The following is a 20,325-nucleotide window of genomic DNA, read 5'->3' on the forward strand; positions in this document are numbered from 1 at the left end:
GCGGTCAACGCCTGCACAAACTGCTCATGAAACGCCGCCGCCTGCGCACCGAGTGCCTGAAAACCCCGACCATGAGCGGAAAACACCGCCGCAACCGCCGCCGACACCTCATCCTCAGCCGCGGCCAGCACCCCCGTCGTCTGGGTCGCCGCAGCGGCATTGGCCGCGGTGCGTATCGACCCGATATTCGCCAGATCTGTCGCCGCCGCCGTCACCAACTCCGGCGCCGCGATCACAAACGACATGGGACACCTCCCACCACGTCATGACCGATGCGTCAGAGTGACCCGGAATCGCCTGGCCAGCATCGGTCACGCGCAGATTCGAATCGTATCGCGATAAGGGGCAACCGATACCGGCTCCGGCTGAAGTTTCGGATTCCTGAAAGGCCTACGTCTTATTCTCGGTCGAGTCGGCAAAAGTGCTGCCAGAACTAATGTTCGGAGAGAGCAGCCGCTCGACATACTTGGCGATGACGTCGACTTCGAGGTTCACCTGCGTTCCGACCGGAGCACGACCCAAGGTGGTCAGTTCCCGCGTCGTCGGGATCAGCGAAACCTCGAACCAGTCCCTCGGTTCGGCGCCCAGCCCGGAGACCGTCAACGAAATCCCGTCGACGGTGATCGACCCCTTTTCGACGACGTAGCGGGCCACCGCCGCGGGGACCTCGATCCGCACCACCTCCCAGTGCTCCGACGGCGCCCGGGACACCACCTGGCCGGTGCCGTCGACATGACCCTGCACGATGTGCCCGCCCAGCCGGCTGTTGACGGCCGCGGCGCGCTCCAGGTTTACCGGGCTGCCGACCTGCAACGCACCCAGGTTGGACCGATTCAGGGTCTCGGCCATCACGTCGGCGGTGAATTGACCGTCGGGCCGTAGCTCGACGACCGTGAGGCACACGCCGTTGACGGCAATCGAATCGCCGTGGCCCGCATCGGCGGTCACCACGGGTCCGCGAATGGTCAGGCGGGCGGCATCCGCGAGGACGTCCCGGCCGGTGACCTCTCCGAGTTCCTCGACAATTCCGGTGAACATTCCACCAGGCTAATTCGCCGGCACTCCGCCGGTAAGCAGGCCCAAAGACCCTTGCGCGACAGGGGCCCGCGGCCCCGCGTTCAAAGTGCCGGTCACCGGCACCCTCTACGATGCAGGGTATGCAAACCCGCCGCCGTCTATCGGCCGTCCTTGCTTCCCTGAGCCTCGCCACCGCCTTGATCGCCGGCTGCTCGTCAAGCTCGCAGCCGAGCGGCGCGCCACTGCCAGACGCCACGACACTGGTCAAGCAATCCACCGACACCACCAAGAACGTCAAGAGTGCCCATCTCGTGTTGACGGTGAACGGAAAGATTCCGGGCATGCCCATCAAGGTGTTGACCGGTGACCTCACCACCACACCGGCCACCGCGGCGTCGGGGAACGCCACGATCACATTCGGGGGGTCTGACATCCAAACCGACTTCAAGGTCGTCGACGGCGACCTGTGGGCCACCCTCACGCCGAACAAATGGAGCGACTTCGGCAAGGCCTCCGACATCTACGACGTCTCGGTGATCCTGAACCCGGACACCGGCCTGGCCAACGTGCTGTCGAACTTCAGCAATGCCAAGGCCGAGGGCCGCGACACCATCAACGGACAGAGCGCCATTCGCATCAGCGGAAGCGTCTCGGCCGATGCGGTGAACAAGATCGCGCCGCCCTTCAATGCGACGCAGCCGCTGCCGGCCACGGTCTGGATTCAGGAGACCGGCGACCATCAGCTGGTTCAGGCCAGCCTGCAAAAGAGTTCGGGCAATTCCGTCCAGATGACCCTGTCCAATTGGGGCGAATCGGTCCAGGTCGCCAAGCCCCCGGCGAGCTCATGAGCGCACAGACGGGACGCCGGGTCGCGATCAGCGCGGGCAGCCTTGCAGTACTGCTGGGCGCCCTCGACACGTACGTCGTGGTCACGATCATGCGCGACATCATGCACGACGTCGGGATCCCGATTAACCAACTGCAGCGGATCACCTGGATCGTCACGATGTACCTGCTGGGCTACATAGCCGCCATGCCGCTGCTGGGCCGGGCCTCGGACCGGTTCGGCCGTAAGCTGCTGCTGCAGGCCAGCCTGGCCCTGTTCATAGTCGGGTCGGTGGTCACAGCCTTGGCCGGGCATTTCGGCGATTTCCACATGCTGATCGCCGGCCGCACCATCCAGGGCGTGGCCAGCGGCGCCTTATTGCCGGTCACGCTGGCCCTGGGTGCCGATTTATGGTCACAACGCAATCGCGCCGGCGTGCTGGGCGGTATCGGCGCCGCGCAGGAGCTCGGCAGTGTGCTCGGCCCGTTGTACGGGATCTTCATCGTCTTTTTGTTCCACGACTGGCGATACGTGTTCTGGATCAACGTCCCGCTGACCTTGATCGCGATGGTGATGATCCAGTTCAGCCTGCCGTCGCACCAACGCACCGACGAGCCGGAGAAGATCGACCTGGTAGGCGGTCTGTTGCTCGCCACCGCGCTGGGACTTGCGGTGATCGGGCTCTACAACCCCAGCCCCGACGGCAAACACGTGCTGCCGAGCTATGGGCTGCCATTGGTGATCGGGGCGATCGTCGCCGCGGCGGCTTTCGTGGTGTGGGAACGCTTCTCGCGCACCCGGCTGATCGATCCGGCCGGGGTTCGCTTCCGGCCCTTCCTTTCCGCGCTGGGCGCATCGTTGGCCGCGGGCGCGGCGCTGATGGTGACGCTGGTCGACGTGGAGCTGTTCGGGCAGGGCGTGCTGGCGATGGACCAGAACCAGGCCGCCGGGTTGCTGCTGTGGTTCCTCGTCGCGCTGCCGATCGGCGCGGTGCTGGGCGGATGGATCGCCACCGTGGTCGGCGACCGCGCGATGGTCTTCGTCGGTCTGCTCATCGCCGCCTACGGGTACTGGCTGATTCACTACTGGCGGGAAGACGTCATGGACCACCGGCACAACATCTTCGGTTTGTTCAGCGTGCCCGCACTGCACGCGGACCTCTGCGTAGCCGGTCTCGGACTTGGCCTGGTGATCGGGCCGCTGTCGTCGGCCGCCCTGCGGGTGGTCCCGGCCGCACAACACGGCATCGCCTCGGCGTCGGTGGTGGTGGCCCGCATGACGGGCATGCTGATCGGTGTGGCGGCGCTGACCGCCTGGGGCTTTTACCGGTTCAACCAAATCGTGGACGGTCTGACGGCGGCGATCCCGCCGAACGCCACCCTGTTCGAACGCCTGGCCGCCCAAGGATCGCTGTTCATCAAAGCGTTCGCGCTGATGTACGGCGACATATTCGAGGTCACCGTCGGCATCTGTGTGGCGGGGGCGCTGCTGGGCCTGTTGGTCGGCGGCCGCAAGGAACACGCCGGGGAAGCGGTAGTCCCCGAGGAGCGCGCCGCAATAAACCCAGTGCGCACTCCCTGAGCGCTAAGCGCTGTGCGGCACCAGGCTGAGCACCAGATCGGGGCCGGCCCGGTCGATGCCGTCGAACCGCCAGCGCGACGCCCGCGCAATAGTGGGCACCCCCACATCGTCGACGGCGGTGATGGGGCCACCCAACAGCATCGGCGCGATGTAGGCCAGGATGCGATTGACTGCCCCGGCCCGCAGGAAAGCACCGGCGAGGGTGGGACCACCCTCCAGCAGTACATCGGTGCGGTCTGAAAGCGCCTTGATCACCTCCATGGGGTCGTGAGTACGAATCACCATGGTGCGCGAATCGTCGTTGAGAACCTTTGCGTCGGGCGGCATTTCGCGCATGCCAACCACCACTCGCAGCGGCTGCCGGTCCGCCAGCGAGCCGTCGGCGAGCCGGGCGGTCAACACCGGATCGTCGGCCAGGACGGTGCCGGTGCCGACCACGATCACGTCCGCGATCGCGCGGCGACGATGCAGGTCCAACCGGGCAGCCTCACTCGAGATCCACTGGCTGGTGCCGTCGGCGGCGGCGCTGCGGCCATCGACGCTGCTGGCGTACTTCCACGTCACGTGGGGCAGCCCGGTCCGTTGCTTGTGCAGCCACTCCCGCAGCGGTCCGGCCACCACCTGATCGGCCAGCACGCCGGACCGAACCTGCAGGCCCGCCGCCTGCAGCCGGCCGGCACCGCCGCCCGCAATCCCGTTCGGATCGGGCACGGCGTAAATCACCGTGCCCACCCTGGCTTCGATCAGGGCATTCACGCACGGCGGAGTCTTGCCAAAGTGGTTGCACGGCTCCAGGGTGACCACCGCAATGCCGCCGGCCGCCAGACCGCCGGCCCTCCGCAGCGCCACCACCTCGGCATGGTCGCCACCGGCGGGCTCGGTGGCGCCGACGCCGACGACCCGGCCTTCCTGGTCCACGATGACCGCGCCGACCGGTGGATTCGGATAGGTGGTGCCCTTGACCAGGTAGGACTGCTCGATCGCCAGACGCATCGCCGCGTCGAGGCTGTTGACCGACTGAGCGCTCATCGACTTTTTTGGGGTCTCAGGTGCGGTGAAGCGGCGAGGGCCTGTTGCCGTAAAGCCGCGACCGCGGCCTCCGGATCTTCCGCGCCGAATACCGCCGAACCGGCGACAAAGCAGTCGACACCGGCTTCGGCGGCTTGCTCGATCGTGTCCTCGTTGACGCCGCCGTCGATTTCGACCAGGATCGTCAGCTCCCCCGCGTCGACCATCTTCCGTACGGTACGCACCTTGCTCAGCACTTCGGGGATGAAACTCTGACCGCCGAAACCGGGCTCGACCGACATAACGAGGAAGGTGTCGAAGTACGGCAGGATTTCCAGGTACGGCTCCAGCGGGGTCCCCGGCTTCACGCTGATCCCCGCCTTGGCGCCGGCGGCGCGGATGTCGCGGGCCACCCCGACCGGATTGTCGGTGGCCTCGGCGTGGAAGGTGACGTTGTAGGCGCCCGCCTCAGCGTACGGCGGCGCCCAGCGGTCCGGATCCTCGATCATCAAATGGCAATCCATCGGGATGGTGGTGGCGGCCAGCAGGCTCTCTACCACCGGCAGGCCGATGGTCAGGTTCGGGACGAAGTGGTTGTCCATCACGTCGACGTGCAACCAGTCGGCGCCGTATACGGCCGCCGCTTCGTCGGCCAGCCGGGCGAAATCGGCGGAAAGGATCGACGGTGCGATCAGGGGTCCCGCGTTACTGCGAGGCATGAGCGTCAGACTACGCAGCCGCGCGGCCAAGCTCACGTCAGGCGACGCAGCGCGGCGGCGAACATGGCGTCGGTGCCGTGCCGGTGTGGCCACAGCTGCGCGTAGGGGCCGTCCCCCAGTCCTTCACTGACGGGCGCGAACAGCGGCCGGGTATCCAGCGCGCACACCGGACGACGGCGCAGCGCGTCGCCGACCACCCCGACGGTTTCGACGAGGTGCGGCGTACAGGTCGCATATAGCACCACGCCGCCGGGCCGGGTCAGCGCGATCGCGGCGGCCAGCAGCTCGCGCTGCAGCTTGGCCAGCGCCGGCACGTCGGCCGGCTGACGCCGCCACCGGGCCTCCGGCCGACGGCGCAATGCGCCCAGTCCGGTGCAGGGCACGTCCACGAGCACCCGGTCGAACCCCGGCTCGAGGCCGGCCTGCCGCCCGTCGGCCCGCACCACGTCAACCGGTAGCCCGCGGGTGTTCTCCACCACCAGGTCGGCGCGGCGCGACGCAGGTTCCACCGCCGTGACCTGAGCCCCGGAGGCCAGGCCCAGTGCGGCCAGCAGCGCGGTCTTACCGCCCGGCCCGGCGCACAGGTCCAGCCACCGTCCGGTGTCGCCGTCGACCGGCGCCAGCGTCAGCGCGCGGGCCACCAGCTGGCTGCCCTCGTCCTGGACCAGCGCGGAGCCGTCGCGCACCGCTGCCAGCCGTCCGGGATCCCCGCCCGGCAGGTACACCGCATACGGCGAATAACGGCCGACGGTACCGCCCACCGCCTCGGCCAGCTCGGCGGCGGTGAGCACCCCCGGGCGCGCCGCCAGGTGCACCTGAGGCCGCTCGTCATCGCTGGCCAGTACCGCGTCGAGCTCTGTCGCGGCCGCGCCCAGCGCATCGGCGAAGGCCTGGGCGATCCAGCGCGGGTGTGCGTGCACGAACGCGGCATGCCCGATCGGGTCCCGTGACGGGTCGGGAGCCAGCTCGTCGACCCAGGACTTCTCGTCTCGCGCGGCGATGGTCCGCAGCACGCCATTGACGAAACCCGCTCGCGCCGAGTCGAATTCGATCCCGGCCTGTTCGACCGTGGTGGACACCGCGGCGTGCGCGCCGACCCTGGTGCGCAGCAGCTGGTAGGTGCCGAGCCGCAGCAGGTCCAGCAGTACCGGATTGATGGCTTCCGGCGAGCGCCCGGCCGCCGCGCCGATAACCGCGTCGAGCAGGCCCCGGGTACGGCAGGTGCCGTAGGTCAGCTCGGTGGCGAAAGCGGCGTCGCGGCCGCTGATTCCGCGTTCACGCAGCACCGCGGGCAGGGCCAGGTTCGCGTATGCATCGCGCTCGCTGACGGCCCGGAGCACCTCGAACGCGGCGGCACGCGCCGGGTCCAGCGGCCGGCGCCGCTTGCGCGGGTCGGGGCTCATGATGCCCGCGCGGCGGGATCGAGCCGAGCACCCCGCGCCCAGTCGACGGCGTTCATGAATTTCTTCCCGGGCGGCTGAATCTGCCCGAGCCGCACCGGTTCCGATCCGGTGCCGACCCACACGTCTCGGCGGTCCACGTGAATAGCGCCGGGCGGCAGGGGTTCTGGGGCGCGGTCAAGGCGCACCGGTCCGAGTTTCAAGCGCAGGTCGCCGATCAGCGTCCAGGCGCCGGGGGCGGGCGTGACGGCACGGATGCGACGCTCCACCACCGGTGCCGGCAGGTCCCAGCGCACCCGGGCCTGCTCGACGGTGATCTTCGGCGCGATGCTGACCCCGTCGGCCGGTTGCGGTCGCGGCGTCAGCGTTGCGTCGGCGATGCCGTCCAGCGTGGCCGACAGCAGCACCGCGCCCGAAAGGGCAAGCCGCTCAAGCAGATCGCCCGCGGTGTCGGTCGGCCGGATCGTCTCGGTGACGACCCCGTAGACCGGTCCGGAGTCCAGGCTCGGCTCGATCTGGAACGTCGTCGCCCCGGTGATGCTGTCCCCCGCGGCGATCGCCGCCTGCACCGGGGCCGCGCCGCGCCACGCGGGCAGCAGCGAGAAGTGCAGGTTGATCCAGCCATGCGGGGGCACCGCGAGCAGGTCGTCGCGCAGCAGCGCGCCGTAGGCCACCACCGCGCAGCAGTCCGGCGCCAGTTCGGTCAGTTCGGCGACGAACTCCGGTGAGTTCGGCCGCGACGGGCGCAGCACCGGGATGCCACGATCGAGCGCCTCGCGGGCCACCGGCGACGGCTCCGGCTTGCCGCGCCGGCCGGCGGCGGCGTCGGGCCGAGTCAGCACGGCGATCACCTCGTGCCCGGTTGAGTCGATGAGACGGCGCAACGCGGGCAGCGCGGGTTCGGGGGTGCCGGCGAAGACGAGGCGCACGGGCACAGTCTAGGAAGCGTCGGTCCCCCGCCCCACATCCCGGACCGGCCTGCCGATTGCATGTGTACTATTGTTGCTATTGCATACTATTTCTGGAAGTCATGATCGGGATCCCGGGCGGCGACAGCCCATTCCTCACATCCGAAGGAGGTCTGATGACCCTCGACACCACCATCGGCGACGACCACAGGCTGGCGGCGGCGCATCGGGCCATGTGGGCGCTGGGTGACTACGCGGTCATGGCCGAGGAAGTGATGGCCCCGCTCGGGCCGGTCCTGGTCGCCGCCACGGGTATCGGACCGGGCGTCCGAGTGCTCGACGTCGCTGCCGGTTCGGGCAATGTGTCGCTTCCCGCCGCCAAAACGGGCGCCACCGTCGTTTCCACCGACCTCACCCCTGAGCTGCTGCAGCGGTCCCGGGCCAGGGCCGCGGCACGAGGGTTGACACTCGACTACCGAGAAGCCAATGCGCACGCGCTGCCATTTGGTGACGGCGAGTTCGACACGGTGATATCGGCGATCGGCGTGCAGTTCGCGCCCGACCATCAGCGCGCCGCCGACGAACTGATCCGGGTCTGCCGGCCGGGCGGGATGATCGGCGTGGTCAGCTGGACCCGAGAAGGATTTTTTGGCCGGATGCTCGCCACCATCAGGCCATACCGGCCGAGCCTGTCGCCGGCTGTACCCCCGGCCGCGTTATGGGGACGTGAAGGCTATGTCGCGGGCCTGTTGGCCGATCGAGTGGGCCGCGTCACCGCGCTACGGGCCAATTTGGAGGTGAACAGGTTCGACAGCGCCGAGGCCGTGCACACCTACTTCAAGACTCACTACGGCCCGACGATCGAGGCTTACGCGAATATCGGCCACAACCGGGTGCTGGCCACCGAGCTCGACGCCCAGCTTGTCGAACTCGCGCAGCAATACCTAAACCACGGCACCATGCAATGGGAGTACCTGCTGGTCACCGCTGAAAGATCAGCAAAACGATGAGTCAGTCACAAATCGATATCCACGTCGAGGTGGACGTCGGGCTCGCCGCCGGCAGCGGTGAACTCCCTCAGGGCCCGCACCAGCCCATGGCGCTCCGCCGGTGGCATCTTCTCCACGATGGCGGCGATCTCGGCGCGCCGGTACGCGGTGACCCGACGGACGACCTCGCGCCCGCGCTTGGTCAGCGCGGCGAGCAGTTCACGCCGAGAAGTCGGGTGCGGTAGCCGGTCGATCAGCCCGGCGGCAACGAGCCGGTCGACCATCCGGCCGGTCGCCGACGGTTGCACGCCCAGCAGTCCGGCCAGGGTGGCCAGGTTGACCGGCCCCCGGTTGGACAGAATCACCAAGGTCCGAAACTGCGGAAGGGTGATGGTGTCGTCGACCTGCCCGATCGAGCGAGCCGATATGGCCACCAGCAGCCGCGAAGCCGTCAGCAACGCATCGGTGATCGCATCCAGTGACTCGTCGGGTGTCGTCGCGTTTTCCGCCGCCATCGTGCCCCCTCCTCCGGGCCTTTACCCGGGCCATCAGCGGGCCAAAGAGTAGAAAGTGTAACAGCCTTAATATCGAAGTCAGGAATTATTTCCTGCACATACTATCGCCACAGGGAACGATTCGACAGGCCTGGCTAGCCAATGTGCAGTGGGTCGATCTGCACCCGGACCGGCTCGTGGGCCTGCCGTGCACTGAGCACACCGACGCCGCGCCGCAGACTGGCGGCCAGCGCCAGGCCCTGCACACGGGGGACTCGCACCAGCATCCGGGTCGCCGGCACGCCGGCTGGGGTTCCGGGCGGGCGGCGCACGCCCGGCGGCAGATCCACCGGGCCGAGCAGGTCGGTTCCGTCGGGCAGTTGGGCCTCGTCGAGCAGCGCCGCCACGGCGCCGGCCGCTCCGTCTATGGCGGCCATGTGCACGCTGGGCGGCAGGCCGACTTCGGTTCGAGCCGTCAGTTCGGCCTCGGCGTGACCCACGGGATCCCAGCGGATCAGCGATTGCACTGTGGGAATGGATGATTCGGCGACCACCATCACCACACCACCCTCGCCGCGGGCCCGCACCAGGGCGGCGGCGGTCATCCAGCGCCACAGGGCTTCCTCGGCGGCGCGCAGGTCCTGCCGGCCCAGCAGCGCCCAGGTGTCCAGCAGTAGCGCCGCCCCATACCCACCCGCCGCACGCGGCTCGGCCCCCGGGGTGGCGACCACCAGGGCCGGACGGGCGGCGACCTCCGCCACAATGGCGTCGCCCGCCGAGGTGACGACCGGCGTGCCGGCGAACGCGCGGCCGAGCTCTTCGGCCGTGCGCCGCGCCCCAACCACCACCGCGCGCACCGCATCCGACCCGCACCGCGCGCACCGCAACGCCGGTTCGGCGCGGCCGCACCAGCGGCAGACGGCACCCCGCTCGTGCAGCGACAGCGGACCGTTGCAGTGCCGACAGCGGGCGATCGCGCGGCAGCGCCCGCACGCCAGCGACGGGATGTACCCGCGCCGCGGCACCTGCACCAGCACCGGCGCTCCGGCCTGCAGCGACGAGCGGGCGGCGCGCAGCGCGATGGACGGAATGCGCGCGGTGTGCGCGGCCGGGTCGCGTTCGTCCGCGTAGCCGCTGTCGTCGAGGGCGATCACCCGCGGGGTGCGGGCCCGCACCAACGGCCGCGCCGCGACTATGTCGTGCGCCCATCCGCTGCGCACCAACGCGTGGGCTTCGGCGGTGCGGGCGTAGCCACCGATCAGCGCCGCACACCGGGCCTGATGCGCCCGCAGCATTGCCACCTCTCGGGCATGCGGGTACGGCGCCCGCGGCTCGGCCAGGGTGTCGTCGGCGTCGGCCCACACCATGACCAGGCCCAGGTCGCTCAGCGGCGCGAACACCGCACTCCGGGTGCCGATCACCAACCGCGCGGTGCCCCGCAGCGCCGCAAGCCAACGCCGGTAACGTGCGGCCGGCCCGAGGCCCGCCGAAAGTGCCACCACGCCGTCTTCGCCGATCCGGGCGGTCGCGGCCCGCCACAGCGTGTCCAGATCCCGCTGATCGGGCACGATCGCCAGTGCCGCCCGTCCCGTCCGAATTGTCTGCGCGGCTGCCTCGGCGAACCGGTCCGCCCACGGCTCGCCCGGCAGCGCCTGCCACACGGCCCGGGCGGCGCGCGACTCTGCCAGCGCGGCCAGGAACTGCGCGCCGCGGCCGTAGGCTTGCCAGCCGGACGGGTCGACGGGTGCTGGAACCGACGGGACCGGCAGCGCGAGGGTCGCCGTCGGTTCCCGCTCCACCCTGGCGTGCCGCGGCGGCACCGCCAGGCGCAACACGTCCGGCCGCGTCCCCGCGTAGTGCGCCGCCACCGCATCGACCAATCTGCGGATTTCCGCGGTGAGCACCGGTTCGGCCGACACGACGCGATCCAGCCAGCCCAGCTTGCCCGGGTGATCGGTGTCGTTGCGGCGCTCCAGCACAAACCCGTCGACCAGCCGGCCGTGGAACCGCACCCGCACCCGCACCCCCGGCTGGGCATCGTCGGACTGCTCGGCCGACACCAGGTAGTCGAACTCGCGGTCCAGGTGCGGCACCGACAGCATCGGCAGCACCCGGGCGATTGGTTCCACCTCGACGGGCGTGCGCGCGGCCCCGGTCCCGGTCACGGCGCCCTCGAACCCCGGGTTAGATTGCCAGCCAACATTTCTTCCGTCATTACCGTCCGGGCGCACCGTACCGCCGGGGCCCGACAGCTAGCCTTCGTCAGGCTCAGGCTCGTAATCGGGTTCCTCGCGACCGAAGAAGAACCCGGCGGTGATCAGGATCTGGGCCGCGGCGTACGACCACCAGATCGGCACCGCCAATGCGTCGTTGTCCAGGACGAATCGGCCGATCCCGATCATCGCATCGGACGCCGCGAAACAGACCGCCCCCACCGCGGTCCAGATGGTCGGCAGCTGCGCCAGCAGCGCCACGCATACCATCGCCGTCAGCACCATCATGTAAACAGTCACCGGAATCGTCAGCTTGTCGCGGCCCAAATGAGGCCCGAACCATACCAGCAACGACACGGACGCCAGGCACATCAGCACCACGGCGGCCAGGCGCGGCGACGACGGCCGCCCCTTCGCCACCAGAGGAAGCAGTGCGGCCAGGAAACAAAAGTGCGCCAACAGGAATGCCGCCAGCCCCGAGACGAATGACAGCGTCCACCACGGGATCGCCAAGAGCCAGTCGCCGACGGCCGACAACAGCAGCGCCGGCATCAGCCACCGCCGCTCGCGGACGATGGGGTGCGCCACGGCGGCGACGGTGAGCAACAACGCCATCGATGCTTTGAAGGGCGGCTGCAGAATCCAGTGTCCGGTCAACTCCGTTCCCGGCGGTGAGCGCAGCGCGAGCACAGTCAAGTAGACGCCGTAGCCGGTGCCCGCCCAGCCGGCCAACACCCAGCTGCCGGACACCAGGCGGGGTGCGTACGGTACTTCCATGCCCAGCTTGGACAGCACAGCCGACGAGAAACCCGCTATCGACCCCATTCTGCTGAAGGTACTGGATGCGGTTCCCTTTCGGCTATCAACCGACGATGGTATTGATGCGGCGCGGCAACGGTTCCGCGACCTGCCGCGCCGGCCGGTGCATCCCGAGCTGCGGGTCGAAGACCGGGCCATCCCGGGTCCCGCGGGTCCCATCGGCATCCGGATCTATTGGCCGGCAACAGATCCCGCTGATGGCGCCGCGCCACCCGTCGTATTGTTTTTCCACGGCGGCGGCTTCGTCGTGGGCGACCTGGATACCCACGACGGCTCGTCTCGTCAACATGCGGTGGGCGCCGACGCCGTTGTGGTGTCCGTCGACTACCGGCTGGCGCCCGAGCACCCCTACCCCGCCGCCGTCGAAGACGCTTGGGCCGCAACACTCTGGGTCGCCGAGCACGGCCCCGAGATTGGTGCCGACACCAACCGCATGGCCGTCGCGGGGGATTCGGCCGGCGGAACCATCGCGGCGGTGATGGCGCAACGGGCCCGTGACGACACCGGCAAGGGAGTCCCGCCGATCGCGTTCCAGCTGTTGTGGTATCCCTCCACGCTGTGGGATCCGTCGCTGCCGTCCTTCACCGAAAACGCTACAGCGCCGATCCTCGACGCCAAGGCCATCGCTCAGCTCTCCCGTTGGTACGCAGGCGAAGTCGACCTATCCGCCCCGCCGCCGGCGATGGCACCGGGGCGGGCGAAACGCCTGGCCGACCTGCCACCGGCCTACATCGCCGTCGCCGGTCACGACCCGCTCCGCGACGACGGCATCCGCTACGGCGACCTGCTGGCCGCCGCGGGCGTCCCCGTCGAGGTGCATAACGCCGAGACGATGGTGCATGGCTACCTCGGCTACGCCGGCGTGGTGCCCGCGGCCACCGCCGGGCTGGAGCGTGGCCTCGCGGCATTGCGGAATGCGCTGCACAAGTGAACGGGGGGCGTACGGTGTACGAATGATTGAGCCGACCATCGCCCGACCAGGCATCGATCCGACGTTCAAAACGTTGCTCGACGCATTCCCGATGACCTTCAATGCGGCCGACGGCGTCGAGGTCGCACGCTCGCGGCTGCGGCTGCTCAAGGTACCCACGGAAATGCTTCCCGACCTGCGGATCGAAGAGCGGACGATCGGTCATGGTGAGCTCACCGACATTCCGGTTCGGATCTACTGGCCGGCCGGTGAAACGGCAGATGGGGACTTGCCTGTCGTCGTCTTCTACCACGGGGGCGGATTCGCGCTTGGCGACCTGGAGACCCACGACCCCGTCGCCCGCTCGCACGCCGTGGGCGCCGAGGCCATCGTGGTGTCCGTCGACTACCGGCTCGCCCCGGAGCACCCGTTCCCGGCCGGGGTGAACGATTGCTGGGCCGCGTTGCGGTGGGTCGCCGAGAACGCCGCGGAGCTGGGCGGTGACCCGGACCGGATCGCCGTGGCGGGCGACTCCGCGGGCGGCAATCTGGCCGCGGTGATGGCGCACCTGGCCCGGGACAGCGGGGGCCCGGAATTGAAGTTCCAGCTGCTGTGGTACCCGGTCGTCACCGCCGACCTCTCATTGCCGTCGTACACCGAGAACGCCACTGCGCCGATTCTGGACCTCGACGTCATCGACGCCTTCCTCTCCTGGTACCTGCCCGACGTCGACATCACCGACCCGACGGCGTTGCCCATCACCCTCGCCCCGGCCAACGCCGCCGATTTATCCGGTTTGCCGCCCGCCTACATCGGAACCGCCGAACACGATCCGCTGCGCGATGACGGGGCCCGTTACGCCGAGCTGCTAAATGCCGCGGGCGTGCCCGCCGAGCACTGCAACGAGCCCACCCTGGTGCACGGCTACGCCAGCTTCGCCTCGGTGATACCCGCCGCCGCCGAGGCCACGGATCGCGGGCTGGCGGCGCTGAAGAAGGCGCTGTACTGCTAGGGTTGCACGTCATCGGAGGCAGCCGCAAATGACAACGACCCCCGACTATCAGGCCCTCATCGTCGGCGCCGGATTCTCTGGCATCGGCGCCGCGATCAAACTCGACAAGGCGGGCCTTCCCGATTACCTGTTGTTGGAAGCCGGCGACGGAGTGGGCGGGACCTGGCACTGGAACACCTATCCCGGTATCGCCGTGGACATTCCGTCGTTTTCCTATCAGTTTTCCTTCGAGCAGAGCCCGCACTGGTCGCGGACCTACGCGCCGGGACGCGAGCTGAAGGCGTATGCCGAACACTGCGTCGACAAATACGGCGTCCGATCGCGTATCCGGTTCAATACCAAGGTCATCGCCGCCGAGTTCGACGAGGAAAACCACTTGTGGCGGGTGCAGACCGATCCCGGCGGCGAAATAACGGCGCGCTTCCTGATCAGCGCCAGCGGGGTGCTGACCGTGCCGAAGCTGCCAGACATCGACGGCGTGGATTCCTTCGCCGGCATCACCATGCACACCGCGCGGTGGGATCACAGCCAGGACCTGACCGGTAAGCGCGTCGCCGTCATCGGCACCGGCGCCTCGGCGGTGCAAGTCATTCCCCAGATCGCACCGATCGTCAAGCACCTCAAGGTATTTCAGCGCACCCCGATCTGGTGCTTTCCCAAGTTCGACGTCCCGCTGCCGGCGCCCGCGCGCTGGGCGATGCGGGTCCCGGGCGGCAAAATCGTCCAGCGGCTACTCAGCCAGGCCTTCGTAGAGGTGACGTTTCCGATCTCGGCGCAGTACTTCACGGTTTTTCCGCTCGGCAAGAGGATGGAGTCGGCGGGACTCGCCTATCTGCGACAACAGGTCGACGACCCGACGGTGCGCGAGCAACTCACCCCGCGGTACGCGGTCGGCTGCAAACGGCCCGGCTTTCACAACGGCTATCTCGCCACGTACAACCAAGACAACGTGCGGCTGGTGACCCAGCCGATCGACAAGATCACGCCGTTCGCGGTGGCCACCACGGACGGCGACAGCCACGAGATCGATGTGCTGGTTCTGGCGACCGGCTTCAAGGTGATGGACACCGACAACGTCCCCACCTACGCGGTCACCGGAAGCGGCGGCAAGTCGTTGAGCCGGTTCTGGGACGACCATCGACTGCAAGCCTACGAGGGCGTCAGCGTTCCCGGCTACCCGAACTTCTTCACCGTGTTCGGCCCGTACGGCTACGTCGGCTCTTCGTATTTCGCGCTCATCGAGACGCAGACCCACCACATCGTGCGGTGCCTTAAGCGGGCCCGCCGCGACGGCGCGACCCGCGTCGAGGTGACCGAGGAGGCCAACGCCCGCTATTTCGCCGAGGTGATGCGGAAGCGACACCGCCAGATCTTCTGGCAGGACAGCTGCCGGCTGGCCAACAGCTACTACTTCGACAAGAACGGCGATGTGCCGCTGCGCCCCACCACCACGCTGGAGGCCTATTGGCGCAGTCGCCGTTTCGATCTCGATGACTACCGATTCACCAGCTAGCGGCTCGCTCCGAGCCGGGGTGCTAACGGCGGTACGCTCGAGGCGTGGCAAAAGAGTTTTCGCGGATCGACGAGTCGCTCCGCGAGTTCATCGGTCAACAGGCCATGTTCTTCGTTGCCACCGCCCCCTCCGATGGCGGACGAATAAACCTCTCTCCCAAGGGATATCGCGACACCTTCGCGGTGCTCGACGACCACACCGTCGCCTACCTTGACCTGTTCGGCAGCGGTGTCGAGACAATCGCGCACCTGCGTGACAATGGCCGGATCACCATCATGTTCTGCTCGTTTTCCCGTAACTCGCGGATCTTGCGGCTGTTTGGCAGCGGGCGGGTCGTCCGCCCGGATGACGCCCAATTCAGCAGCCTGCTAACGCGTTTCGGGGCTCAGCATGCGGGCACCCGTGCGATCGTCGTCATCGACATCGAACGGATCGCCGACGCCTGCGGGTTCGCGGTGCCGTACTACGAGCTCGTGGGCGAACGGCCGGTGCTCGACGCGCATCACACGCAGGCGTCCGACGAGAAGTTCGCCGGCCTGGCCGACCGCAACCGGCGCAGTATCGACGGGCTGCCCGCGCTAGACGCCGACCACCCGCTGCCTAAAGGGCACGCTTGAGCCCGGCAAGCAAAGTCTGCGACACGCCGTGGTGGTGCGGTTTCTTCGGCTCCTGAGGCCTGCGCCGCGGGCTACCGCTTACACCGCCCGCTTGAGCTCGTCGACCTTGTTGAGCTGCTCCCACGGCAGCTCGATGTCGGTGCGGCCGAAGTGCCCGTAGGCCGCGGTCTGCGCGTAGATCGGGCGCAACAGGTTCAGGTCGCGGATGATGGCGCCGGGCCGCAGGTCGAACACCTCGGGAATGACCTTTTCGAGCTTGACCGGGTCGACCGCCTCGGTTCCGAAGGTCTCGATGAACAGGCCGACGGGGGCGGCCTTGCCGATGGCGTAGGCCACCTGCACCTCCACCCGCTCCGCCAGGCCGGCCGCAACGATGTTTTTTGCCACCCAGCGCATCGCGTACGCCGCTGACCGGTCCACCTTGGACGGATCCTTACCGGAGAAGGCTCCGCCGCCGTGCCGGGCCCACCCGCCGTACGTGTCGACGATGATCTTGCGGCCGGTCAGCCCGGCGTCGCCCATGGGCCCGCCGAGCACGAACTTGCCGGTCGGGTTGATCAGCAACCGCGTCGACGACGTGTCCAGCGTGCCGTGGGCCAGGTCGTCGAGCACGGTGTTGAGCACCTTTTCCCGGATGTCGGGCGTGAGCGTGTTGTCCAGGTCGATGTCGGCCGCGTGCTGGGTGGAGATGACCACGGTGTCCAGCCGGACCGGAACGTTGTCCTCGTAGGCGATGGTGACCTGTGTCTTGCCGTCCGGACGCAGATACGGCAGCACGCCGTTCTTGCGAACCTCGGTCAGCCGCCGCGACAGGCGGTGGGCCAGCGCGATGGGCAGCGGCATCAGTTCCGGGGTGTCGTTGATCGCGTAGCCGAACATCAGGCCCTGGTCACCGGCGCCCTGGGCGTCCAGTGGGTCCGCCGCGCCCTCGACGCGTGCCTCATGGGCGGTGTCGACGCCCTGCGCGATGTCCGGTGATTGCGCGCCGATGCCGATGTTCACCCCGCACGACGCCCCGTCGAAGCCCTTGTCCGACGAGTCGTAGCCGATTTCGAGAATGCGCTCGCGGACCGTGTTGGTGATGTCGGCGAACGCCTCCTTCGCCGTCGTCGTCACCTCGCCCACGACGTGCACCTGCCCGGTGGTCACCAACGTCTCGACCGCCACACGTGAGTGGGGGTCCTGCGCCAGTAGCGCGTCGAGGACCGAGTCGCTGATCGCGTCACAGATCTTGTCGGGATGCCCCTCGGTCACCGACTCACTGGTAAACAGCCGACCCGTTTCGCTCACGATCTCAGTCCTTCCGATAATTAGTTAGTCGAATCATATCCTCTGCGGGGGACCGTACGGCACCCGCCCGGGCGCCGGAGCAGCCAGACCCCACTACCCGATATCGCCGTGCAGGAACGCGACGATCGCATCAACGATACGACTTGCCATCAGCGTCTTGGAGCCGTGTTGCAGCGCCGACTCGGTCCCGTCGGATGCCAGCAGCCAGCCGTCGTTGCTGTCCACCTCGAATGCCCTGTTGTCGCCGACGGCGTTGACCACCAATAGGTCGCAACCCTTGCGCCGCAGCTTTTCCCGCGCGTGAAACAGCACGTCGCCGTTGGCGTCGCCGGTCTCGGCGGCGAAGCCCACGATGGCCCGCATGTTGGGCAGCTGCCCGTGCGCACGGGCCCGCACCGCGCCGGCCAGCACGTCGTCGTTGCGCACCAATTCGATCGTCGGTGGTTCGTCCTGGCTGTTCGGGCCCTTTTTGATCTTGGCCGCGGCAACCCGCGCGGGGCGAAAGTCGGCGACCGCCGCCGCCATCACCAGCACGTCGGCCTCGGAAGCATGCTTGGACACCGCATCGCCGAGTTGCTCCGCCGAGCTGACGTGCACCACGTTGACACCGGCGGGGTCGATCAGGCCGGCGGTGTGCCCGGCGATCAGCGTGACCTCGGCGCCGCGCTGGGCGGCGACCCGTGCGACCGCATAGCCCTGCTTACCGGAGCTGCGGTTGCCGATGAACCGCACCGGATCGATCGGTTCGCGGGTGCCCCCCGCCGTCACCAGCAGCCTCCAGCCGGCCAGGTCGTAAGGGAGCGCGTCTTGGCGCTCCAGGAGGAGCTCGGCCAGGGTGGTGATCTCCTCGGCCTCGGGCAGCCTTCCCGCCCCGCTGTCGGAGCCGGTGAGCCGCCCAAACGCGGGTTCGAGCACCGCCGCGCCACGACGCCTCAGCGTGGCCACGTTGTCGACCGTGGCCGGATGCAACCACATCTCGGTGTGCATCGCCGGCGCGAACAACACCGGACATCGGGCCGTCAGCAGCGTCGCGGTCAGCAGGTCGTCGGCCCGCCCGGCTACCGCCCGGGCCAGCAGGTCGGCGGTGGCCGGCGCCACCACGACCAGGTCGGCCTGCTTGCCGAGCTGAACATGCGGCACCTCTGGGACGTCTTCGAAGACCCCCGTGTGCACCGGCTGGCCGGACAGCGCCTCAAAGGTGGCGGCCCCCACGAAACGCAGTGCGGACTCGGTGGGGATGACGCGGACCTGGTGACCGGCCTCGGCCAGCTGACGGACGACGGTGCATGCCTTGTAGGCGGCGATACCCCCGGAGACGCCGACTATGACCTGTTTGGGGATCCGCGTGCGGTCCACAGCGCGCCCGGCCTGCCTGTTACTCGCCCTCGGTGTGTTCGAGCAGGTCGGCGTGGATCTCGCGCAGCGCGATGGACAGCGGCTTCTCCTGCAGCCCGGGCTCGACCAGCGGGCCGACGTATTCGAGGATGCCCTCACCGAGCTGGTTGTAGTAGTCGTTGATCTGCCGGGCCCGCTTGGCCGCGTAGATCACCAGGGCGTATTTGCTCGAAACCCGGTCCAGCAGTTCGTCGATGGGCGGGTTGGTGATGCCCAGCGGGGTGTCGTAGGCGCCCTGTCCGCCTGCCGACGGATCGAACTGATCCGGAACGGCGGACAGCGACGCGTCGGACTGGGAAATACTCACGTAAGTCAATCTCCTGGCGGCTAAGAGCCTTCGAAAAGGCTGGACACTCGATGCTTGGTCTCGTCTGAATCTGGCCTGGCCGACCGGTTCATGCCGGGCCCGGCGCAGTTCCCACCAGCAAGGATACCAATTCGGCGCAGGCAGAAGCCAATCGCCTGTTGACCACGACCTCGTCGAAGTCGTCTTGGGCTGACATCTCGACGCGAGCGGTCTCGAGGCGCCGCCGGATCGCGTCCGCTGTCTCGGTGCCGCGGCCGATGAGCCTGGCTTGGAGGGCCTCCCAGCTGGGCGGCGCCAGAAACACGGTGATCGCCTCGGGCATCGCCTTCTTCACCGCCCTGGCGCCGGCCAGATCGACCTCGATCAGCACCGGAAGTCCGGACGCGGTGGCGGCCCGCACCGGCTCGGCCAGGGTGCCCGATCGGTGCAGCCCACCGTGAATTTCGGCCCACTCCAGCAGGGCGCCCTCGTCGATCAGTTGCTGGAAGCGGGCGGGGCTGACGAAGTGGTAGTCGACGCCCTCGACCTCGCCGGGCCGCGGCGTCCGCGTCGTGGCCGAGACGCTGAACTGCAGGTTGGGGATCCGCTTACGCAGACATCGGACCACGGATGACTTTCCAACCGCGGAAGGACCGGACAGCACGACCACACGTCCCTTACCTGTCGGCTCGGGACGTGCCCCGTGCTCGACGTCCGGTCCCCCGCTGGCGCTCACAGGCGCTCCTGGGTCGGCGCCCCCACAGGCCTTCCGGCCTGCATCGTCGGCGGGCGGGTTAAGCGGAGCCGAACTTTTCCAGCAGGGCCTTGCGCTGACGATCGCCGAGACCGCGCAGGCGGCGGGTGGGGGCGATTTCCAGCTCGGTCATGATCTCCTGCGCCTTGACCTTGCCCACCTTCGGCAACGCCTCAAGCAGGGCAGACACCTTCATCTTGCCCAGGACTTCATTGGTCTCGGCGTCCTTGAGCACCTGGGTGAGGTTGGTGCCACCACGCTTGAGCCGGTCCTTGAGCTCTGCTCGCGCTCGACGTGCGGCTGCCGCCTTCTCCAACGCGGCCGCGCGCTGCTCGTCGGTCAACTGGGGAAGGGCCACGATTCCTCCGTATCTGATCAATCGATCAAGATCGATCTCTCTTGTCTCTGCCGGGTACTTCAGCCAGCGGAGACGACCGTACTCACGGTTACTGACGAAATCTAACCCGCCCCCCTGGTTAATGGGGTAAATGCCCAGCGTGGGCCCGGCGTGTGGACCCCGGGAGGCATCGCTGACGACGGCTTGACACCGCGCCGCGGCGGCACCGGCAGCCGC

21 protein-coding genes are annotated in these 20,325 nt (G+C 68.4%); 7 read left to right on the forward strand and 14 right to left on the reverse strand.

Features of this window, described 5'->3' with window-relative positions; all coding sequences use genetic code 11:
- Positions 1 to 245, reverse strand: a 245-nt coding sequence (locus tag ACLP4W_RS22040; RefSeq protein WP_442389544.1) for a PE family protein, incomplete at its 3' end; no start/stop codon positions are given.
- A 145-nt stretch (positions 246 to 390) separates the two neighbouring features.
- A complete protein-coding gene (locus ACLP4W_RS22045; RefSeq protein WP_442389545.1) occupies positions 391 to 1,038 on the reverse strand; it encodes a riboflavin synthase in 648 nt (215 codons plus the stop codon).
- Between the two features lie 119 nt (positions 1,039 to 1,157).
- Between ACLP4W_RS22045 and ACLP4W_RS22050 the strand changes: the two genes are divergently transcribed.
- Together ACLP4W_RS22050 and ACLP4W_RS22055 are read left to right on the forward strand one after the other, a co-directional pair.
- A complete protein-coding gene (locus ACLP4W_RS22050; RefSeq protein ID WP_442389546.1) occupies positions 1,158 to 1,865 on the forward strand; it encodes an LppX_LprAFG lipoprotein in 708 nt (235 codons plus the stop codon).
- The gene (locus ACLP4W_RS22055) at positions 1,862 to 3,424 is read left to right on the forward strand and encodes an MFS transporter (RefSeq protein WP_442389547.1); all 1,563 of its coding nucleotides are present in this window, start codon (positions 1,862 to 1,864) and stop codon (positions 3,422 to 3,424) included. Before ACLP4W_RS22050 ends, ACLP4W_RS22055 begins: the two co-directional genes overlap by 4 nt.
- 3 nt (positions 3,425 to 3,427) lie before the next feature.
- On the opposite strand, the gene ribD is transcribed toward ACLP4W_RS22055, so the two are convergent.
- Genes ribD through fmt form a run of 4 tightly spaced genes read right to left on the reverse strand, consistent with a single transcriptional unit; the run spans position 3,428 to position 7,480 of the window.
- Positions 3,428 to 4,453: a bifunctional diaminohydroxyphosphoribosylaminopyrimidine deaminase/5-amino-6-(5-phosphoribosylamino)uracil reductase RibD gene (gene ribD, locus ACLP4W_RS22060; RefSeq protein WP_442389548.1), complete on the reverse strand. Its 1,026-nt coding sequence runs from the start codon at positions 4,451 to 4,453 to the stop codon at positions 3,428 to 3,430.
- Positions 4,450 to 5,160: a ribulose-phosphate 3-epimerase gene (gene rpe, locus ACLP4W_RS22065; protein WP_442389607.1), complete on the reverse strand. Its 711-nt coding sequence runs from the start codon at positions 5,158 to 5,160 to the stop codon at positions 4,450 to 4,452. Before rpe ends, ribD begins: the two co-directional genes overlap by 4 nt.
- A 23-nt stretch (positions 5,161 to 5,183) precedes the next feature.
- A complete protein-coding gene (locus ACLP4W_RS22070; RefSeq protein ID WP_442389549.1) occupies positions 5,184 to 6,554 on the reverse strand; it encodes an RsmB/NOP family class I SAM-dependent RNA methyltransferase in 1,371 nt (456 codons plus the stop codon).
- On the reverse strand, positions 6,551 to 7,480 hold the full coding sequence (gene fmt / locus ACLP4W_RS22075) for a methionyl-tRNA formyltransferase (RefSeq protein WP_442389550.1): 930 nt from the start codon (positions 7,478 to 7,480) through the stop codon (positions 6,551 to 6,553). Before fmt ends, ACLP4W_RS22070 begins: the two co-directional genes overlap by 4 nt.
- Before the next feature lie 155 nt (positions 7,481 to 7,635).
- Between fmt and ACLP4W_RS22080 the strand changes: the two genes are divergently transcribed.
- Positions 7,636 to 8,469: a class I SAM-dependent methyltransferase gene (locus ACLP4W_RS22080; protein ID WP_442389551.1), complete on the forward strand. Its 834-nt coding sequence runs from the start codon at positions 7,636 to 7,638 to the stop codon at positions 8,467 to 8,469.
- A 5-nt stretch (positions 8,470 to 8,474) separates the two neighbouring features.
- Here ACLP4W_RS22080 and ACLP4W_RS22085 read toward each other — a convergent pair whose 3' ends face one another.
- The 3 genes from ACLP4W_RS22085 to ACLP4W_RS22095 all read right to left on the reverse strand — a co-directional run bounded on the left by ACLP4W_RS22085 (position 8,475) and on the right by ACLP4W_RS22095 (position 11,932).
- The gene (locus ACLP4W_RS22085; protein WP_442389552.1) at positions 8,475 to 8,963 is read right to left on the reverse strand and encodes a MarR family winged helix-turn-helix transcriptional regulator; all 489 of its coding nucleotides are present in this window, start codon (positions 8,961 to 8,963) and stop codon (positions 8,475 to 8,477) included.
- A 134-nt stretch (positions 8,964 to 9,097) separates the two neighbouring features.
- Complete coding sequence (locus ACLP4W_RS22090; protein WP_442389608.1) at positions 9,098 to 11,044, reverse strand: primosomal protein N'; 1,947 nt, start codon at positions 11,042 to 11,044, stop codon at positions 9,098 to 9,100.
- 150 nt (positions 11,045 to 11,194) lie between these two features.
- Complete coding sequence (locus tag ACLP4W_RS22095) at positions 11,195 to 11,932, reverse strand: lysoplasmalogenase (RefSeq protein ID WP_442389553.1); 738 nt, start codon at positions 11,930 to 11,932, stop codon at positions 11,195 to 11,197.
- On the opposite strand from ACLP4W_RS22095, the gene ACLP4W_RS22100 reads away from it, so the two are divergent.
- Genes ACLP4W_RS22100 through ACLP4W_RS22115 form a run of 4 tightly spaced genes read left to right on the forward strand, consistent with a single transcriptional unit; the run spans position 11,931 to position 16,026 of the window.
- On the forward strand, positions 11,931 to 12,905 hold the full coding sequence (locus tag ACLP4W_RS22100; RefSeq protein WP_442389554.1) for an alpha/beta hydrolase: 975 nt from the start codon (positions 11,931 to 11,933) through the stop codon (positions 12,903 to 12,905). The two genes, ACLP4W_RS22095 and ACLP4W_RS22100, sit on opposite strands and share 2 nt — an antisense overlap.
- Before the next feature lie 22 nt (positions 12,906 to 12,927).
- A complete protein-coding gene (locus ACLP4W_RS22105) occupies positions 12,928 to 13,896 on the forward strand; it encodes an alpha/beta hydrolase (protein WP_442389555.1) in 969 nt (322 codons plus the stop codon).
- 28 nt (positions 13,897 to 13,924) lie between these two features.
- Complete coding sequence (locus ACLP4W_RS22110) at positions 13,925 to 15,409, forward strand: flavin-containing monooxygenase (RefSeq protein WP_442389556.1); 1,485 nt, start codon at positions 13,925 to 13,927, stop codon at positions 15,407 to 15,409.
- Positions 15,410 to 15,453: 44 nt separating this feature from the next.
- Positions 15,454 to 16,026, forward strand: coding sequence for a pyridoxamine 5'-phosphate oxidase family protein (locus ACLP4W_RS22115; protein WP_442389557.1), 573 nt, complete (start codon positions 15,454 to 15,456; stop codon positions 16,024 to 16,026).
- Between the two features lie 78 nt (positions 16,027 to 16,104).
- Here the strand turns inward: ACLP4W_RS22115 and metK are convergent, their stop codons facing one another.
- The 5 genes from metK to mihF all read right to left on the reverse strand — a co-directional run bounded on the left by metK (position 16,105) and on the right by mihF (position 20,109).
- A complete protein-coding gene (gene metK, locus ACLP4W_RS22120) occupies positions 16,105 to 17,316 on the reverse strand; it encodes a methionine adenosyltransferase (RefSeq protein ID WP_442389558.1) in 1,212 nt (403 codons plus the stop codon).
- Between the two features lie 93 nt (positions 17,317 to 17,409).
- Positions 17,410 to 18,672, reverse strand: coding sequence for a bifunctional phosphopantothenoylcysteine decarboxylase/phosphopantothenate--cysteine ligase CoaBC (coaBC, locus tag ACLP4W_RS22125; RefSeq protein ID WP_442389559.1), 1,263 nt, complete (start codon positions 18,670 to 18,672; stop codon positions 17,410 to 17,412).
- Positions 18,673 to 18,691: 19 nt separating this feature from the next.
- Positions 18,692 to 19,018 carry a DNA-directed RNA polymerase subunit omega gene (gene rpoZ / locus ACLP4W_RS22130; RefSeq protein WP_442389560.1) on the reverse strand — a complete coding sequence of 109 codons (327 nt, stop codon included), beginning with the start codon at positions 19,016 to 19,018 and terminating at the stop codon, positions 18,692 to 18,694.
- An 88-nt stretch (positions 19,019 to 19,106) separates the two neighbouring features.
- A complete protein-coding gene (gene gmk, locus ACLP4W_RS22135; RefSeq protein WP_442389561.1) occupies positions 19,107 to 19,733 on the reverse strand; it encodes a guanylate kinase in 627 nt (208 codons plus the stop codon).
- Between the two features lie 58 nt (positions 19,734 to 19,791).
- Positions 19,792 to 20,109 carry an integration host factor MihF gene (gene mihF, locus ACLP4W_RS22140; protein WP_442389562.1) on the reverse strand — a complete coding sequence of 106 codons (318 nt, stop codon included), beginning with the start codon at positions 20,107 to 20,109 and terminating at the stop codon, positions 19,792 to 19,794.
- Positions 20,110 to 20,325: the final 216 nt, after the last annotated feature.

It is taken from the genome of Mycobacterium sp., assembly GCF_052145595.1.
GTDB lineage: Bacteria > Actinomycetota > Actinomycetes > Mycobacteriales > Mycobacteriaceae > Mycobacterium.

Bases quoted from the DNA above. Each gene is read 5' to 3' on its own strand.
- ACLP4W_RS22045 (WP_442389545.1), bottom strand. From the start codon at position 1,038: ATGTTCACCGGAATTGTCGAGGAACTCGGAGAGGTCACCGGCCGGGAC.
- ACLP4W_RS22050 (WP_442389546.1), top strand. From the start codon at position 1,158: ATGCAAACCCGCCGCCGTCTATCGGCCGTCCTTGCTTCCCTGAGCCTC.
- ACLP4W_RS22055 (WP_442389547.1), top strand. From the start codon at position 1,862: ATGAGCGCACAGACGGGACGCCGGGTCGCGATCAGCGCGGGCAGCCTT.
- ribD (WP_442389548.1), bottom strand. From the start codon at position 4,453: ATGAGCGCTCAGTCGGTCAACAGCCTCGACGCGGCGATGCGTCTGGCG.
- ACLP4W_RS22070 (WP_442389549.1), bottom strand. From the start codon at position 6,554: ATGAGCCCCGACCCGCGCAAGCGGCGCCGGCCGCTGGACCCGGCGCGT.
- ACLP4W_RS22080 (WP_442389551.1), top strand. From the start codon at position 7,636: ATGACCCTCGACACCACCATCGGCGACGACCACAGGCTGGCGGCGGCG.
- ACLP4W_RS22085 (WP_442389552.1), bottom strand. From the start codon at position 8,963: ATGGCGGCGGAAAACGCGACGACACCCGACGAGTCACTGGATGCGATC.
- ACLP4W_RS22090 (WP_442389608.1), bottom strand. From the start codon at position 11,044: ATGCTGTCGGTGCCGCACCTGGACCGCGAGTTCGACTACCTGGTGTCG.
- ACLP4W_RS22100 (WP_442389554.1), top strand. From the start codon at position 11,931: ATGCCCAGCTTGGACAGCACAGCCGACGAGAAACCCGCTATCGACCCC.
- ACLP4W_RS22095 (WP_442389553.1), bottom strand. From the start codon at position 11,932: ATGGAAGTACCGTACGCACCCCGCCTGGTGTCCGGCAGCTGGGTGTTG.
- ACLP4W_RS22105 (WP_442389555.1), top strand. From the start codon at position 12,928: ATGATTGAGCCGACCATCGCCCGACCAGGCATCGATCCGACGTTCAAA.
- ACLP4W_RS22110 (WP_442389556.1), top strand. From the start codon at position 13,925: ATGACAACGACCCCCGACTATCAGGCCCTCATCGTCGGCGCCGGATTC.